Here is a 16067-nt window from a genome sequence, read left to right on the forward strand (position 1 = left end):
ACCGCTCCCGCGATCGCACGCTCCACGAGAAAGCGATCCCATGACGACCACCCACTCCGCCGGCCCGCTCCCGCACCTGGACGCGCCGCTGCTCGACGACAGGGATCTGCGCGAGCGGGTCTCCTCGCTGATCGGCCCGGCCTACCGCCGAGCCCTCTGGCCGATCCTCCTCGACCGCGAGGGCTTCCAGCTGCCGATCCTCTACCCCGTCGACGGGCTCCCCGTGCACCCCGACGAGGCGCGCACCGAGAGGATCGTGGCGACGCTCGCCAAGGCGGTCGCCCATCAGGAGGTCGGCTCGCTCGCCTTCGCGCTCGAACGGCCGGGTCGGGCCTTCCTCGGCGAGACCGATCGGGTGCTCGCCCGCTACCTGGCCGCCGCGTGCCACCGCCGCGCCATCCCGCTCCGAGCGCTGCTGCTCGTGCACGACGACGGCGTGCGCGTCGTCGCCGCCGCCGAGTACGCGGCACCGCTGCGCTGAGCGCACGACGGCGGAGGGACGACCCGCCGCGAGGCGAGCCGTCCCTCCGGGAGCCCGACGGTTCGAGGAACCCCGGATCAGTCCGCGGTCGTGAGGGTGATCAGCAGCGACGAGGCGCCCAGATCGACCTCGGTGTCGCCCGGCTGCGCCGCGTACTCGCCGACGCCCAGGAGCGACTCGGCGACCTCGGGCAGCGGCACGCGGGTCGCCGCGTCGCCGACGTTGATCGCGATCGTCACCCGGCCGCGGCCCAGAGTCAGCCAGCGCTGCTCCTCATCGAAGTCGACGACGAGCGAGCCGAACCGCGGGTCGGTCAGCTCGGGGAACCGACGGCGCAGAGCGCCGAGCTCGCGGTACACACCGAGGATCCGGGCGTGGCGCCCCTCCTGGGCCTCGGACCAGTCGAGCCGGGATCGGGTGAAGGTCTCGGGGTCCTGCGGGTCGGGAACGACCTCGGGATCCCAGCCCATCTTCGCAAACTCCGCGATGCGGCCCTTCGCCGTCGCCTCGCCCAGGTCCTTCTCGGGGTGCGAGGTGAAGAACTGCCAGGGAGTCGATGCGGCCCACTCCTCGCCCATGAAGAGCATCGGAGTGAACGGGCCCAGCAGGGTGAGCGCCGCAGCGATCGCGAGCCGGCCCTCGTCGAGGGTCGCCGTGAGGCGGTCGCCGATCGCCCGATTGCCGATCTGGTCGTGGTTCTGGCTGCAGACCACGAGGCGCCACGCGGGCATCCGCTCCGTGTCGATCGGCCGACCGTGGTGACGGCCTCGGAAGGTCGAGAGGGTGCCGTCGTGGAAGAACCCGCGGGTCAGCACCTTCTCGAGGGATCCGAGCGGGGCGAAGTCCTCGTAGTAGCCGGTGGTCTCGCCGGTCAGGGCGACGTGCACCGCGTGGTGGAAGTCGTCGCTCCACTGCGCGTCGAGACCGTAGCCGCCCGCCTCGCGCGGGGTGATCAGCGTCGGATCGTTGAGGTCGGACTCGGCGATCAGGGTGAGCGGGCGTCCCACGTGCGCCGAGAGGACCGCCACCTCGGACGCCATCTCCTCGAGCACGTGCACCGCCCGCTCGTCCACGAGCGCGTGGACCGCGTCCAGCCGCAGCGCGTCGACGTGGTAGTCGCGCAGCCACATCAGCGCGTTGTCGATGATGTAGCCGCGGACGACGTCCGAGCCCTCACCGTCGAGGTTGACGGAGCTGCCCCACGTGTTGGCCTTCTCGTTCTTGAGGTAGGGGCCGAACTCGGGGAGGTAGTTGCCACTGGGGCCGAGGTGGTTGTAGACCACGTCCTGGATCACGCCCATGCCGGCGCGGTGCGCCGCGTCGACGAAGCGCTGGTACGCCTCCGGTCCCCCGTACGGCTCGTGGACGGCGTACCAGAGCACACCGTCGTAGCCCCAGTTGTGCGTGCCGTTCACCGCGTTGACGGGCAGGATCTCGATGAAGTCCACGCCCAGCGAGCGCAGGTGGTCGAGCCTGCCCGCCGCGGCGTCCAGCGTCCCCTCGGGGGTGAACGTGCCGATGTGCAGCTCGTAGATCACCGCTCCGGCCAGCTGGCGGCCCGTCCAGGCGCCGTCCTGCCACGCGTGCACGGCGGGGTCGTAGGTGCGCGACAGCTCGTGCACCCCGCCGGGCTGGCGACGCGAGCGCGGGTCCGGGAACGGGCCGGAACCGTCGACGCGGTAGCCGTAGTCGACCTCACCGGCGGGAGCGGAGCCGGAGACGCGCCACCAGCCCTCCTGACCCCTCCTCGTCATCGCGACGGGGTCGCCGCCCTCGATCACGAGCTCGACGGTCGAGGCCTCGGGGGCCCAGACGTCGAAGCGGTCCGGCCCGGCGGTGGCGAGGGCGTAGCGGTAGGGGGTCGTACTGATCACGGGGAGCTCCTGAGCGGGTCGGGCAGACGGGAGGTGGGGCGCCGGCCGGGGCGGAGAGCCCCGGCCGGAGGGTCAGGCGACCGGGACGAGCAGCGCGACCGGGAGTCCGCCGCCGAGGATCTCGGCGACGGGAGTGGTGCCTCCCGCGAAGGTGCGCCCGGTGAGCAGGTCCTGCACGGGGTGCCCCGGCAGCACGAGCACGGTCCCGCCCCAGCCGCCGGCCTGCTCGAGGCCGTGCGGGAGCCGCGTGGCGACGGTCAGGGCGCCTCCGCGATCGAAGGCGATGACGTTCTCCCGTGCCTCTCCGATGGCGAAGACCGGGGCGTAGCGCGTGAACAGCTCCGGACGGTCGCGGCGCAGCCGCAGCGCGCGAGAGGTGACGAGCAGCTTCGCCGCGCCCTCCTGGTCGATCCCGGGGACCCACCCTCCGTCGATCCGCTCGAGCAGGGAGCGCCGCTCGGCGAAGTCGACCGGACGGCGGTTGTCCGGATCGACGAGGGAGGTCTCCCAGAGCTCGCTGCCCTGGTAGACGTCCGGGATCCCGGGCGCCGTCAGCTGCACGAGCTTGGCCGAGAGGCTGTTCGACCAGCCCGTCGCCTGCACGCGGGCGACGGTCTCCTCGATCAGACGGCGGACCTCGGCGTCGTCGAACGCGGCGTCGACCGCCGCGTGCATCCGCTTCTCGAACGCCTCGTCGGGAGCGGTCCACTTCGTCGAGCTGCCCGCCTCGCGGGAGGCCTTCTCGGCGTACGCGTGCAGCCGCTCGCGCGACGCGGGCCACGACCCGACGACCGCCTCCCAGAGGAGGTGCTCGACGGGTCCGTCGCCGAATCCGACCAGCGAGTGCAGCGATCGCAGGGTCCCGGCCCAGACCTCGGGCTCCTCCGCGAGGGCCGTGATGCGCGCCCTCGTGTCCTCGCCCCGCTTCGTGTCGTGCGTCGAGAGGGTGGTGAGCGACGCCGGGAACGAGGCCTGGCGCACGCCCTGACGGCGGTGGAACTCCTCGAGCTCGATGGAGAACTCGTCGGGGTCCGCTCCGACCTCGTTCAGCGACGTGAGCCGGCTGTACCGGTAGAAGGCCGTGTCCTCGACGCCCTTGGCCATCACCATGCCGGAGGTCTGCTGGAAGCGCACGGAGACGGGAGTGCCGGTCTCGCCGAGCAGCTCCGCGACTCGATCGATCGTGCGGGCGATCTCCGGGCGCCGGTGCACGGCGTCGACTCGGGCGTGCTCGAGGTGCTCCGCTCCGTACGGCAGGTAGCTGCGGTACACCGGGAACGTCGCGAGCAGCTCGGCGATCGCGTCGTCCGCCCCGTCGACCTCGGGGATCAGTCGGGCGAGCCGCAGGACCTCGGAGCGGAGGATCCCGTCCGCGATGCCGCGCTTGGTGTCGTGGATCAGATCGGCCCAGACGACGGGCGAGCCGCCGCCGCCGAGCTCCGCGTCCAGACCCTCCAGCACGTGCCGCGAGTCGGCGTCGACGAGGATCCGATCGATGTCGGCGAGGGCGTCGTAACCGGTCGTGCCCACCGTCGCCCAGTGCGCCGGAAGGGTCTCGTCGCCCTCGAGGATCTTCTCGACCCACACCGGCGCTCCGCCGATGGCGCGAGCGAGGTCGTCGAGGTACCCGCCCGGGTCGGCGAGGCCGTCCGGGTGATCGACCCGGAGGCCGTCGGCCAGTCCCTCGGTGAACCAGCGGACGATCTCGCGGTGCGAGGCGTCGAACACCTCGGGTCGTTCGACGGTGATGGCGGCGAGGGTGTTCACCGCGAAGAAGCGGCGGTAGTTGAGCTCCGCGTCCGCTCGGCGCCAGTTCACCAGCTCGTAGCTCTGACGCTCGTGCACCACGCGACCGGAGTCGCCGGGCTCGGCGGTGCCGGGCGCGATCGGCAGGCGGTTCTCGTAGTAGTGCAGCTCGTCGCCGACGACCTCGAGGGCGTCGAGCTCGCTGTCGCTGTCGCCCTCGCTCGCGCCGTCACCCAGGATCGGGACGCGCAGCCTGCCCCCGCCTGCCTCCCAGTCGATGTCGAACGCGGTCGCGTAGCGGGACGACTTCCCGTTCTTCAGGAGGTCCCACCACCAGGAGTTCTTGCTCGGCGTCGCGACGCCCATGTGGTTCGGCACGATGTCGATCAGGACGCCGAGACCCTCGGCCTTGGCGGCGGCCGCGGCGCGGGCCAGGCCCTCGCCTCCGCCGCGCGCCGGGTCGACCTGCGAGTGGTCGACGACGTCGTAGCCGTGGTCGGAGCCGGGCTCGGCCGTCAGCAGCGGGGAGAAGTAGAGCCAGTCGGCGCCGAGCGAGCGCACGTAATCGGCGATCTGCGCCGCCTCGTCGAGATCGAAGCCGGAGCGGATCTGGAGTCGGTAGGTCGAAGCGGGCAGTCGCACGTCAGGCTCCTGTCGAAGAGGCGGTCGCGGAGTCGGTCGACTCCGCGTGGGGGCTGGTGGTCCCGACGATCGGGATCGCCGAGGTGGCGGCGAGCGAGGCGAGGGAGGCGGCGACGGAGTGGTCGACCTCGGGCTCGGGTGCGCTGTGCTCCTGGAGGATCACGAGCGACTTCGCCTGGACGGTCAGCATCGCCCCCGCCGGACGCGGCACGGAGTCGGCCTCGGCGCCCGCCGTGTCGACGAGCACCGCCCACGCCAGCGCGTACTCGTCGCTCGGGACCCTGAACTCGACGTCGACGTCATCGGCGTTGAAGTAGAGGAGGAAGCTGTCGTCGGTCACGGGCTGGCCGCGCTCGTCGCGCTCGCGGATGCCGTTGCCGTTGAGGTAGATGCCCACCGAGCGGTCCAGACCGGAGTCCCAGTCCGACGGGCTCATCTCGGTGCCGTCCGACTTGAACCAGACGATGTCGGGCAGCGGCTCCTCGGAGCCGCGCAGCACGGGGCGCCCGTCGAAGAAGCGGCCGCGTCGGAAGGTCGGGTGCTCGGCGCGGAGGCGGATCAGCGCCGCCGTGAACTCCAGCAGCGGGCGGTCGGCGGTCGACCAGTCGATCCAGGTCAGCTCGCTGTCCTGGGCGTAGGTGTTGTTGTTGCCGTTCTGAGTGCGCCCGAGCTCGTCGCCGTGCAGGATCATCGGGACGCCCTGGGAGATGAGCATGGTCGCCAGGAAGTTGCGCTGCTGCCGAGCGCGCAGGCCGAGCACGGTCGGGTCGTCGGTGGGGCCCTCGACGCCGTGGTTCCACGAGCGGTTGTGGGACTCGCCGTCGTTGCCGTCCTCCCCGTTCGCCTCGTTGTGCTTCTCGTTGTACGAGACCAGGTCACGCAGGGTGAAGCCGTCGTGAGCGGTGACGAAGTTGATCGACGCGACCGGGTAGCGGCCCGAGCGGGCGTAGAGGTCGGCCGAGCCTGTGAGGCGCGAGGCGAACTCGCCCATCGTGGAGGGCTCCCCGCGCCAGAAGTCGCGCACGGTGTCGCGGTACTTTCCGTTCCACTCCGTCCACTGCGGGGGGAAGTTGCCCACCTGGTACCCGCCGGGGCCGACGTCCCAGGGCTCGGCGATGAGCTTCACCTGCGAGACCACCGGGTCCTGCTGCACGAGCTCGAAGAAGGTGGAGAGGCGGTCGACATCGTAGAACTCCCGCGCGAGCGCCGAGGCGAGGTCGAAGCGGAACCCGTCGACGCGCATCTCGGTCACCCAGTAGCGAAGCGAGTCCATGATCAGCTGCAGCGAGTGCGGGTGCCGGACGTTCAGGGTGTTCCCCGTGCCGGTGTAGTCCATGTAGTAGCGCTTGTCGTCGTCGACGAGGCGGTAGTACGCCTCGTTGTCGATCCCGCGGAAGGACAGCGACGGACCGAGGTGGTTGCCCTCGGCGGTGTGGTTGTACACCACGTCGAGGATGACCTCGATGCCGGCCGCGTGCAGCGCGCGCACCATGCTCTTGAACTCCTGGACCTGCTGGCCCTGGTCGCCCGTGGAGGAGTAGGTGTTCTGCGGCGCGAAGAAGCCGATGGTGTTGTAGCCCCAGTAGTTCGACAGCCCCTTCTCGATCAGCGTCGAGTCGTTGACGAACTGGTGCACGGGCATCAGCTCGATCGCCGTGATGCCCAGGTGCTTGAGGTGCGCGATGACCGCGGGGTGCGCGACGCCCGCGTACGTGCCGCGCAGCTCCTCCGGGATGTCGGGGTGGCTCTTCGTGAGCCCCTTCACGTGCGCCTCGTAGATGACCGTGCGGTCGTACGAGATGCGGGGACGGCGGTCGCCTGCCCAGTCGAAGAACGGGTTGATGACGACGCCCATCATCATGTGCGGCGCCGAGTCCTCGTCGTTCGTCGAGTCGGGGTCGCCGAAGGTGTACGAGAAGAGCGACTGGTCCCAGTCGATCTCGCCCGCGACGGCCTTCGCGTAGGGGTCGAGCAGCAGCTTGTTGGGGTTGCAGCGCTGGCCGGCGGCCGGGTCGTACGGACCGTGGATGCGGTAGCCGTACTTCTGGCCGGGCTGCACCTGCGGCAGGTAGCAGTGCCAGACGTAGGCGTCCGACTCGAGCACGTCGACTCGCGTCTCGGTGCCGTCGTCGTCGAACAGGCAGAGCTCGACGCGATCGGCGATCTCGCTGAAGAGAGCGAAGTTCGTGCCGCTTCCGTCGAAAGTGGCGCCCAAGGGGTAGGCGGTTCCGGGCCAGGTCTCCACGAGACTCCTCTGGGGTGTGGTCTCGGGCGATCCGGATGAGGCCGTCGTTCGGTCCGCGGATGCCCGACGTCGGGGGTGATGGTCCATCACCTTCGCGACGGACCGACTGCCCACCTTAGCGAGGGCCTCCTCCGACTCAGCCGGGAGGCCCGGGTCGGAGGGGTTCACAGGTCGCCGTCCCGGCTCACGTTCTGCGCCGCGGAGCGCGGGCTCGACGGTCGGATCGGGAGCAGCGGCGAGGTCACGCTTGGAACAGTACGGGCGGCACCGATCCTGCCGGAGGGGCTGGCGCCGCGCCCGGATGATCGGCTAGCGAGGCGCTCCGGATCAGTGCGAGCCGATCCTGCGCCGCAGGAGGTCGATGCGGGCCTGCAGCTGCGTCACGCTGGCCTGCGCGACCGCCGGGCCGCCGCAGAGCCGTCGCAGCTCGGTGTGGACCTGCCCGTGGGTCTCCCCCGTGTTGCGGGCCCACAGCCCCACCAGCGAGTTGAGGAGGCTCCGCTGCTCCTTGAGCGTGCGGTAGAGCGGGGCCGGGATCTCGCTCTCCTTCGCCTCCGGTGCGGCAGCGGCCGCTCCCGGCCGCGTTCCTGCGCGCTTCGCCTGGCGCTGCTGGCGGTGCTGCAGGAGCTCGCGCACCTGATCCGGCTCGAGGAGCCCCGGCAGGCCGATGAAGTCGAGCTCCTCCTCGCTCTCGACCTCGACCTCCATGCCGAACTCGGCGCCCTCGTAGACGACGCGGTCGAAGGTCGCGGCGGAACCGAGCGACTCGAAGCGCCCCTCCTCGAGGAGCTCGGAGGACGCCTTCTCCTGCCGCTCGGCGTCGGCCATCAGGTCGGCCTCGGGGTACTCCTCGTCGTCCGAGCTCTTGCGGTCCAGCGCGTGGTCGCGCTGCTGCTCCATCGAGCTCGCCAGCGCCAGCAGGCCCGGCACGTTGGGGAGGAAGATCGACGCGGTCTCGCCGCGGCGGCGGGCGCGCACGAACCGGCCGATCGCCTGGGCGAAGAACAGCGGAGTCGAGGCCGACGTCGCGTACACGCCGACCGCGAGTCGCGGCACGTCGACGCCCTCCGACACCATGCGCACGGCGACCATCCACCGGCTCGTGCCCTTCGAGAACTCCTCGATCCGGTCGCTCGCCTCCTTCTCGTCCGACAGGACGACGGTCACGGGCTCGCCGCTGATCTCGCGGAGCATCGCGGCGTAGGCGCGGGCCGCGTAGTGATCGGTCGCGATGACCAGTCCGCCGGCGTCGGGGATCGCCCGGCGCACCTCGCTCAGCCGCGTATTGGCGGCCCGCAGCACCGAGGGGATCCAGTCGCCCTTGGGGTCCAGCGCCGTCCGCCAGGCCTGCGAGGTGATGTCCTTCGTGTTGCCCTCGCCCAGCCGCGCCTCCATCTCGTCGCCCGCCTTCGACTTCCAGCGCATCTGCCCGGCGTAGACCATGAACAGGACGGGACGGACGACTCCGTCGGCGAGCGCGCGGCCGTAGCCGTAGGCGTAGTCCGTCAGGGAGGTGCGGATGCCCTCCTCGTCGGGGAGGTAGCTGACGAAGGGGATCGGCGCGGTGTCGGAGCGGAACGGCGTGCCCGTCAGGGAGAGCCGGCGCACCGCGGGCTCGAAGGCCTCGCGGATCGCGTCGCCCCAGCTGAGCGCGTCTCCGCCGTGGTGGACCTCGTCGAGGATCACGAGGGAGCGACCCGAGAGCGTGAGTTCGCGATGCAGCTCGGGGCGGACCGCGATCTGGGCGTACGTCACGGCGACGCCGTGGTAGTGCCGGGCGTGGCGCCCCATCCTGTTCGTGAAGGTGGGGTCGAGCCGGATGCCGACCCGGTGCGCGGCCTCGGCCCACTGGCGCTTGAGGTGCTCGGTCGGCGCGACGACCGTGATGCGGTCGACCGTGCGGTTGTGCAGGAGTTCGGCCGCGAGGCGGAGCGCGAAGGTCGTCTTGCCGGCGCCCGGCGTCGCCGCGGCGAGGAAATCGCGCGGCTCGGTCTGGAAGTAGGCCTCGAGGGCCTCCGCCTGCCACGCGCGGAGCTTGTTCGCCGTGCCCCACGGAGCGCGTCCGGGGAACGACGGGGACAGGTGCTCCGCAGCGGAGGTGCCGACCTGATGACCGAAGCTCGAGGGACTGTTCACGTGCGCCAACGCTAGCCGACGGCACCGACACCGGCTCCCCGACCGCGCGATCGAGCGCAGCACGGCGCAGTCGGCGGGCGTGTCGTGATCGTCCGCACGACGGATCCCGCCGCAGTGGCGCCGGAGCAGAATGGAGGGATGGTCGAGCAGCGTCATCCGTGGTCCCGCTACGTCGCCCTCGGCGACTCCTTCACCGAGGGGATCGGCGATCCCGAACCCGCGAGCCCCGGCGGGCACCGCGGCTGGGCCGACCGGGTGGCCGAGGTCCTCGGCAGCCAGGTCGACGACTTCGCCTACGCCAACCTCGCCGTCCGGGGGAAGCTGCTGCAGCAGATCCTCGACGAGCAGATCGAGCCGGCGCTGGAGTTGCGCCCCGACCTGATCACCATCTCCGCAGGCGGCAACGACGTCATCCGCCCGGGGACCGACCCTGACGACATCGCGTCGCGCTTCGAGTCGGGGCTCGCCCGCCTGCGCTCGGACGACGCCACCGTGGTGCTCTTCACGGGCGTCGACGTCGGCTTCTCCCCCGTCTTCGGGCGGATCCGCGGCAAAGTGGCGATCTACAACGAGAACCTGCGCGCTCTCGCGAAGCGCTACGACTGCATCGTCGCCGACCAGTGGTCGCTCCAGGAGATCCAGGACGTGCGGATGTGGGCGCCCGACCGCCTGCACCTCAATCCGCACGGTCACCACGAGGTCGCGCGGATGGTCCTCGACGCGCTCGCCGTCGAGAACTCCCTGAGGCCCCTCGCGCCCGAGCCGCTGCCGACGCCCACCTGGCGCGCCGCACGGACGGAGGACGTCAAGTGGGCGAGGGAGTACCTCGTCCCGTGGGTGCTGCGCCGGGTGCGGCACCAGTCCTCGGGAGACTTCATCACGGCCAAGCGGCCGTCGGCCGAGCCCTACCGCGCCGGTGCCGACCGGGCGCAGCCGGCTCCCTCGGCCCCGGGCACCGCCGCCCCCGGCAACGCGACGCCCGAGCAGGTCGCCGCCGACATCGCGACCGCCGGTGTCCGCATCGTCGTCGACGGAGTCGACTAGCCGAGCAGCTCGGCCGGGTGCGTCAGGCGCCAGCCGAATCCGGGGTCCTCGATCGCGCCGTCGGCCACGAGGGGCAGCTCGTACGGCGTGCCGTCGACCTCGACGGTGACGGTCCCCACGCTCGATCCGTCCTCGACGGTGTCGAGCGGATCGAGGGCGACGGTCGTGCTCGTCGTCGCGGCGCCCCAGGTCAGGACGGACCGCGCCTCGGCGGTCTCGGCGACGGCGGAGTCGCCCCAGAGGCTCGTGTACGAGCCGAAGTCCTGCCCCTCCGTCGTCAGCGGCACCGTGCGGAAACCCGCCTCGACGCTCGGGAGCAGCGTCAGGACGTCGGCGGCGAGCTGAGGATGGGTGCGCGCACCCACGACCACCCCGACGAGGGTGACCGGCTGACCCTCGACCGTCGTGTCGACCGAGAACAGCAGGCAGGACCCCGCCTCGTCCGTCGTCCCGGTCTTGATCCCGTCCACTCCCCCGCGGCCGAGCAGGGTGTTCGTGTTCTCGATCGTGCCCACTCCCGGGATGTCCGCGGTGGGCAGGGCGACGATCGGCGCCAGCACCGGATCGGCGACCAGCAGCTCGCCCAGCCGCACCATGTCGGCGGTCGTGCTCACCGTGTCCGGGGAGAGCCCGCTCGTGTCGGTGACAACGGTGCGGGTGAGGCCCTGCCCGTCGAGCCAGGTGCGCGCGGCGGCGAGGTACGCCTCCTCCGATCCGAACGCCCAGATCGCCAGCGACTTCGAGTAGTTGTTGGCGGAGGGGAGCATCAGCACCGTCAGAGCCTCGCGCTGCGTCAGCTCGAGGCCCGCCGACACCGGTGCGACCGAGCCGTTCTCGGCCAGGGACTCGGCGTAGTAGCCGACGTCCGCGTCGGTGAAGGTGATCGTCTCCCCGTCGGTCCCCTCGGCGATCGGCTTCGCCGCGAGGATCACGAGCGCCGTGACGACCTTGGCGATGCTGCCCGTCGGCACGGGTTCGGTGGAGCCGTAGCGCGCGAGGACGCCGTCCTCCTCCGCACCGTCGAAGCCGAGCGCGGTGATCGCTCCCGAGCCGTACGACGGCCAGGCGAGGGCGGGAGCATCGAGCACCGCCGGGGACGTCCGGGCCACCAGTGCGGTGGCCTCGGGCAGATCGGCGCTCGCCGCCGTGGCCGCGTAGGCCCCGCCACCGCCGACGAGGACCGCTGCGAGCACGGCGCCCACGATCGCGCCCGGGCGCATCCGGCGGCGAGGCGCGGGGGCGGGAGGCGCCGGGTTCTCCGCCTCCACTGCTCCGAAGACGTCGAGCGGCGAGTTGTCGGGTCGCGTCGGGGAGCTCACCCCGTCATCGTAGGCGGGGCGCGCCGCGCTGCCGGGGACCCCGCCGGGGCGGTCGCGACTCAGCGTCCGCCCGGTCGCGTCAGCGCCCAGAGCGCCACCGCGCCCGCGGAGGCCACGTTGAGCGAGTCGACCCCGTGCAGCATCGGGATCGTGACGACGGTGTCCGCCGCGTCGAGCGCCGCGCGGCTCAGCCCGTCGCCCTCGGCTCCGAGCACGACGGCCACCCGCTCGGGCCGCCCGGCCGCGTACACGTCCAACGGCACCGCGTCGGGGGCGAGCGCGAGCGCCGCGATCGAGAACCCCGCCGCCAGCAGCTCCTCGCGCGCCGGTCCCCACTCGGGCGTCCTGGTCCACGGCACCTGCAGCACGGTCCCCATGCTGACCCGGACGCTCCGGCGGTAGAGCGGATCGGCGCAGCGCGGCGTCACGAGGACCGCGTCGGCCCCCATCCCCGCGGCGGCGCGGAACACGGCGCCGACGTTCGTGTGGTCGACGAGGTCCTCCAGGATCACCACGAGCCGCGCGTCCGCGAGCAGCTCGGTCACGGAGGGGAGCACCGGCCGGTGCATCGAGGCCAGCGCCCCGCGGTGCAGGTGGAAGCCCGTGAGCTCCTCGATCATCGCGTCCGGTGCGACGAAGACGGGGACCTCGGGGAAGCGCTCGAGCACCTCCGCGGCGTCCGGCAGCCGCTTCTCCTGGACCAGGACCGACCGCGGACGGTGCCCTGCGTCGAGCGAGCGTCCGATCACCTTCGACGACTCCGCGATGTAGAGGCCGCCCTCCGGCTCCAGCACCCGCCGCAGGGCGACATCGGTCAGCCGGTGGTAGTCGGCGAGGAGGGGGTGGTCGAGGTCCGCGATGTGCACGATCGGCATCCCGGCACCCTAGGGCACCGGGGCGCTCTAGACTTCGAGACGGGCCCCTCGCACTCGCGGGGCCCGCTGACGGGAGGCGCGGATGGAGTCGAGTCCGACACCGGACGCCGACGGCACGCGTGCCGAGGCGATCGAGCAGGCCGTCGAACTCCTCAGCGGACGCCGCATCGCCGCCGTCACGGGGGCGGGCGTCAGCACCGACTCCGGCATCCCGGACTACCGCGGGGCGGGAGCGCCCGTGCGCACTCCGATGACCTACTCGCAGTTCGTCGCCGACCCGGAGTACCGCAAGCGCTACTGGGCGGGCAGCCAGATCGGCTGGCGGCGCTTCACGAGCACCCTGCCCAACGACGGGCACCGCGCGCTGGCGCGCCTGGAGGAGAACGGCGTGCTCACCGGGGTCGTCACGCAGAACGTCGACGGTCTGCACGTGCGCGCCGGGTCGCGTCGCGTGGTCGATCTCCACGGCTCCGCCGACCGGGTGCGCTGCATGACCTGCGGGCAGTACTTCGCCCGAGACGCCGTGGCCGACCGCATCGCCGAGGCGAACCCCTGGCTCGACGACCCCGGAGTGTCCTCCCTCAACCCCGACGGCGACGCCGAGGTCCACGACGTCTCGGCCATGACCGTGCCCGCGTGCACCGTCTGCGGCGGGATCCTCAAGCCGGACATCGTCTTCTTCGGCGAGTTCATCCCGACGGAGCGTTTCCAGGAGGCGCGCGCCATCGTCGCCGGCGCCGACGCCCTCCTGGTGGCCGGCTCGTCCCTGGTCGTCAACTCCGGCATCCGCTTCCTCGAGATCGCCCGTCGCGGCAAGATGCCGATCGTCATCGTCAACCGCGGCACCACCAAGGGCGACTCCCGCGCCGCGATCAAGATCGACGGCGGCACGAGCGAGGTCCTCCGCGCCCTCGCCGACCGCCTGCCCGCCCGCTGACGAGGGCGTCGCCCTCCCCGCTCCTCGAGAGGCTCCCCGTGACCCAGCTCACCCTCGTCCGCCACGGTCAGACCGACTGGAACGCCGCCCGCCGCATCCAGGGCGCCAGCGACATCCCCTTGAACGACATCGGCCGGTCCCAGGCCCGCGCCGCCGCGCGGATCCTGGGCGAGCGCTCCTGGGACGCGGTCGTCTCGAGCCCGCTGCAGCGCGCCCACGAGACCGGCGCGATCATCGCCCGCGGACTCGGACTGCCCGAGCCGGTCGTGGTGCCCGGCCTCGCCGAGCGCGCCTACGGCGAGGCGGAGGGGATGACCGGCGACGACCTCCGGGCGCTCTTCCCGGGCGGCATCGAGGGAGCGCGGATCCCCGGCTGCGAGACGCGGTCCGAGGTGGTCGCCCGGGCCACGGAGGCTCTGCTCGAGGTCGCCGAGCGCTTCCCCGACCAGCGGGTGATCGTCGCGACGCACGGAGCCGTGATCGGCAGCCTCCTCCGCTCGCTCAGCGAGGACGCTCTGCCACCCCAGGGCATCACCGTCGGCAACGGCTCGCGGCACGACTTCGCGATCGTCGACGGCGCGCTGCGGATCGTCGCGTTCGACGATTCCGGCGACGTGGTCGTGGTGGACGCCGATCTCGAGGACGTCCTCAGCCCGACCGCGGGCTGAGGACCCCGGCTCTCAGCGGCGGCCGAGGTCCCTCAGCAGCTCGAAGAGCGTGCGGGCGGAGTCCCGCCACGAGTACGCCGCGGCGCGCTCGCGCGAGCGGGCGGACCGCTCCCGCCAGAGCACCGGGTCCTCGAGCGTCCGCACGCCCCGCGCGACGTCCTCGGCGCTCGTGGGATCGACCAGCACCGCGGCGTCTCCGGCGATCTCGCGGAAGATCGGGATGTCGCTCACCACGACCGGTGTGCCGAGCGCCATGGCCTCGACCAGAGGGATCCCGAAGCCCTCGTCCCGGCTCGCGCTCACGAGGGCGCTCGCGCGGGCGAGCACCGACCGGTAGGTGACGTCGTCCGCCCCCTGGTGGAACACCAGCTTCGCGGTCGGAGCGAGCGAGCGAAGCGTCTCGACGGTCTCCTCGCTCGCCCGGCTCATCAGGTGCAGTTCGTAGTCGGGCAGGAGCCGCATGGCGCGGGCCAGCGTCTCGACGTTCTTGTAGGGCATGTACGAGCCCATGTAGACGAGCGAGCGCGCTCCGGAGCGGTCGGGCAGCGAGGCGGCGAGGGCCGCGCTGGCCTCGTCCGGGGCCGACGCGGCGTTGGGAACGACGACGACAGGTCGCGTGGTCAGGCGGTGCTCCCGGATCAGGGTGCGGGTCGTCTCCGACACCGTCACGACGGCGTCCGCGCGCTGCAGTAGCCGGCGCTGCGGCCACCAGGCGAGGTGGTACAGCCGCCACAGTCCCCGCACGGGCAGCGGCAGATCGCGCGGAGGCGTGCGGTGGCGGTAGTAGATGAGGTCGTGGACGGTGAGCACGAGCCGGTAGCGGCGACCGAGCGACCCCATGGTCTGCATCGGCGAGAAGACCACGTCGGGCTTCAGCCGGTTCACGAGCAGCGCGACGAACGGCTCGAACGGGCCCGTCGGCGAGGTCACCCTCTCCCACGGCAGATCGGGCAGCATCGCGAGCTGCCGGCGATCGCTGATCAGCATCGTCACGTCGTGCAGAGCCGACAGCTCGCGCACGAGCTCGGCCGTGTAACGGCTGATGCCGTCGTGGCGCTCGAGGCGGGTGTACCGGCAGTCGACGACGATCCTCATCGGTCGATCCCCTCCTCGAGGGCACGGCGGACGACGGCGGCGGCCTCGTCGGGGGCCTCGTAGTGGATGAGGTGGCCGACGCCGTCGATCACGTGCAGCCGCGCATGGGGCAGCGCCTCGAGGAGCCGGTGCTGCGCGGCGATCGGCGTGATGTCGTCCTGTGCGGCGGCGATGAGCTGCGTCGGCACCGTGATCCGGGCGGCGTACTCGCTCACATCGTGCGAGACGGAGGCGCGGAACGCCTCGAGCACCGTGTCGCGCGACGCGAACGCGCTGAAGTAGCGGTCGTGCTGATCGTGCACGAAGCGCCGCAGAGCCGGCTCCTTCGTCTTCACCATCGAGAGGCTCATGATCCGCACGACGAGAGGATCGCGCAGGAGCCGGTAGCCCAGCGCCCGCGGGAGCACGGCGCCGAGTCGGTAGTAGAGGACGGCGAGCCGGGTGAGCACCCCGCGGGGCCCCGCGAGCGCGGGGGCGGAGATCGGGTTCACCAGCACGAGCAAGGGGGTCGGCAGCCCGCCCGCGACGGCGGCGGCCGCGACGATCGAGCCGAAGGAGTGACCGAGCACGACCGCCTCGCCGCGCAGCCCCAGCGCGTCGAGGAACTCCCCGAGCCAGACCGCGTAGCCGTCGACGTCGTGCGCGTGGGCCGTCATCGGCGGCGAGGCGCCGAAGCCGGGCAGGTCCGGGGCGATCACCCGGACGTCCGCTCCGCCGGCCAGCAGCCGGGCGATCACGGGCTCGAGGCCGTGGTGCTCGCCGCGGAAGCCGTGCACCAGGACGATCACCGTCGCAGCGTCGTCGGAACCGTAGGTCCAGTAGGCGGTGGACACCCCGGAGACGGCCGCGGAGGCCTCCCGGATCGGGAGTCGTCCGAGGTCGGCGGCGTAGGGCGAAGCGACGGTCATCTCGGTACCCCATCGTAGGCAAAGCTCCCCGAACTTCTCGCCGCAACGCCTTGCGTGGCCGCGATCCGAGCCGGGAGCATGAACACGCGCTCGCATC

Annotated in this window: 12 protein-coding genes; 4 read left to right on the plus strand and 8 right to left on the minus strand. The window is 72.0% G+C overall.

Features of this window, described 5'->3' with window-relative positions; translation table 11 throughout:
* Positions 1 to 40: 40 nt before the first annotated feature.
* Complete coding sequence (locus IOC53_RS01255; RefSeq protein WP_207402581.1) at positions 41 to 481, plus strand: hypothetical protein; 441 nt, start codon at positions 41 to 43, stop codon at positions 479 to 481.
* Positions 482 to 558: 77 nt separating this feature from the next.
* Here IOC53_RS01255 and treZ read toward each other — a convergent pair whose 3' ends face one another.
* The 4 genes from treZ to IOC53_RS01275 all read right to left on the minus strand — a co-directional run bounded on the left by treZ (position 559) and on the right by IOC53_RS01275 (position 9124).
* Positions 559 to 2355, minus strand: coding sequence for a malto-oligosyltrehalose trehalohydrolase (treZ, locus tag IOC53_RS01260; protein WP_307786019.1), 1797 nt, complete (start codon positions 2353 to 2355; stop codon positions 559 to 561).
* Between the two features lie 72 nt (positions 2356 to 2427).
* The gene (gene treY, locus IOC53_RS01265; protein WP_207402582.1) at positions 2428 to 4743 is read right to left on the minus strand and encodes a malto-oligosyltrehalose synthase; all 2316 of its coding nucleotides are present in this window, start codon (positions 4741 to 4743) and stop codon (positions 2428 to 2430) included.
* 1 nt (position 4744) lies between these two features.
* Entirely contained in the window at positions 4745 to 6988 is a 2244-nt protein-coding gene (gene glgX / locus IOC53_RS01270; RefSeq protein WP_207402583.1) for a glycogen debranching protein GlgX, read from the minus strand.
* Positions 6989 to 7315: 327 nt separating this feature from the next.
* Positions 7316 to 9124: a DEAD/DEAH box helicase gene (locus IOC53_RS01275; protein WP_307786020.1), complete on the minus strand. Its 1809-nt coding sequence runs from the start codon at positions 9122 to 9124 to the stop codon at positions 7316 to 7318.
* Between the two features lie 138 nt (positions 9125 to 9262).
* On the opposite strand from IOC53_RS01275, the gene IOC53_RS01280 reads away from it, so the two are divergent.
* The gene (locus IOC53_RS01280) at positions 9263 to 10168 is read left to right on the plus strand and encodes an SGNH/GDSL hydrolase family protein (RefSeq protein WP_207402585.1); all 906 of its coding nucleotides are present in this window, start codon (positions 9263 to 9265) and stop codon (positions 10166 to 10168) included.
* Here the strand turns inward: IOC53_RS01280 and IOC53_RS01285 are convergent.
* Positions 10165 to 11487 (minus strand): D-alanyl-D-alanine carboxypeptidase family protein, encoded by a 1323-nt coding sequence (locus tag IOC53_RS01285; protein WP_207402586.1) that lies wholly within the window; start codon positions 11485 to 11487, stop codon positions 10165 to 10167. The two genes, IOC53_RS01280 and IOC53_RS01285, sit on opposite strands and share 4 nt — an antisense overlap.
* 59 nt (positions 11488 to 11546) lie before the next feature.
* Positions 11547 to 12362, minus strand: coding sequence for an RNA methyltransferase (locus IOC53_RS01290; RefSeq protein ID WP_207402587.1), 816 nt, complete (start codon positions 12360 to 12362; stop codon positions 11547 to 11549).
* 82 nt (positions 12363 to 12444) lie between these two features.
* Here IOC53_RS01290 and IOC53_RS01295 point away from each other — a divergent pair, with 82 nt between their 5' ends.
* Together IOC53_RS01295 and IOC53_RS01300 are read left to right on the plus strand one after the other, a co-directional pair.
* Entirely contained in the window at positions 12445 to 13299 is an 855-nt protein-coding gene (locus tag IOC53_RS01295) for a Sir2 family NAD-dependent protein deacetylase (protein ID WP_207402588.1), read from the plus strand.
* Positions 13300 to 13337: 38 nt separating this feature from the next.
* A complete protein-coding gene (locus tag IOC53_RS01300) occupies positions 13338 to 13967 on the plus strand; it encodes a histidine phosphatase family protein (protein WP_207402589.1) in 630 nt (209 codons plus the stop codon).
* A 12-nt stretch (positions 13968 to 13979) separates the two neighbouring features.
* Here the strand turns inward: IOC53_RS01300 and IOC53_RS01305 are convergent, their stop codons facing one another.
* Positions 13980 to 15062, minus strand: a complete 1083-nt coding sequence (locus IOC53_RS01305; RefSeq protein WP_207402590.1) for a glycosyltransferase family 1 protein — start codon at positions 15060 to 15062, stop codon at positions 13980 to 13982.
* The gene (locus IOC53_RS01310) at positions 15059 to 15970 is read right to left on the minus strand and encodes an alpha/beta fold hydrolase (protein ID WP_207402591.1); all 912 of its coding nucleotides are present in this window, start codon (positions 15968 to 15970) and stop codon (positions 15059 to 15061) included. Before IOC53_RS01310 ends, IOC53_RS01305 begins: the two co-directional genes overlap by 4 nt.
* Positions 15971 to 16067: the final 97 nt, after the last annotated feature.

This window comes from Rathayibacter sp. SD072 (assembly GCF_017355185.1).
Lineage (GTDB): Bacteria > Actinomycetota > Actinomycetes > Actinomycetales > Microbacteriaceae > Rathayibacter.

What these genes read in the sequence shown, in the direction of transcription:
- IOC53_RS01310 (WP_207402591.1), bottom strand. Translation starts at nt 15,970, where the DNA reads ATGACCGTCGCTTCGCCCTACGCCGCCGACCTCGGACGACTCCCGATC.
- IOC53_RS01295 (WP_207402588.1), top strand. Translation starts at nt 12,445, where the DNA reads ATGGAGTCGAGTCCGACACCGGACGCCGACGGCACGCGTGCCGAGGCG.
- IOC53_RS01290 (WP_207402587.1), bottom strand. Translation starts at nt 12,362, where the DNA reads ATGCCGATCGTGCACATCGCGGACCTCGACCACCCCCTCCTCGCCGAC.
- IOC53_RS01305 (WP_207402590.1), bottom strand. Translation starts at nt 15,062, where the DNA reads ATGAGGATCGTCGTCGACTGCCGGTACACCCGCCTCGAGCGCCACGAC.
- IOC53_RS01255 (WP_207402581.1), top strand. Translation starts at nt 41, where the DNA reads ATGACGACCACCCACTCCGCCGGCCCGCTCCCGCACCTGGACGCGCCG.
- IOC53_RS01280 (WP_207402585.1), top strand. Translation starts at nt 9,263, where the DNA reads ATGGTCGAGCAGCGTCATCCGTGGTCCCGCTACGTCGCCCTCGGCGAC.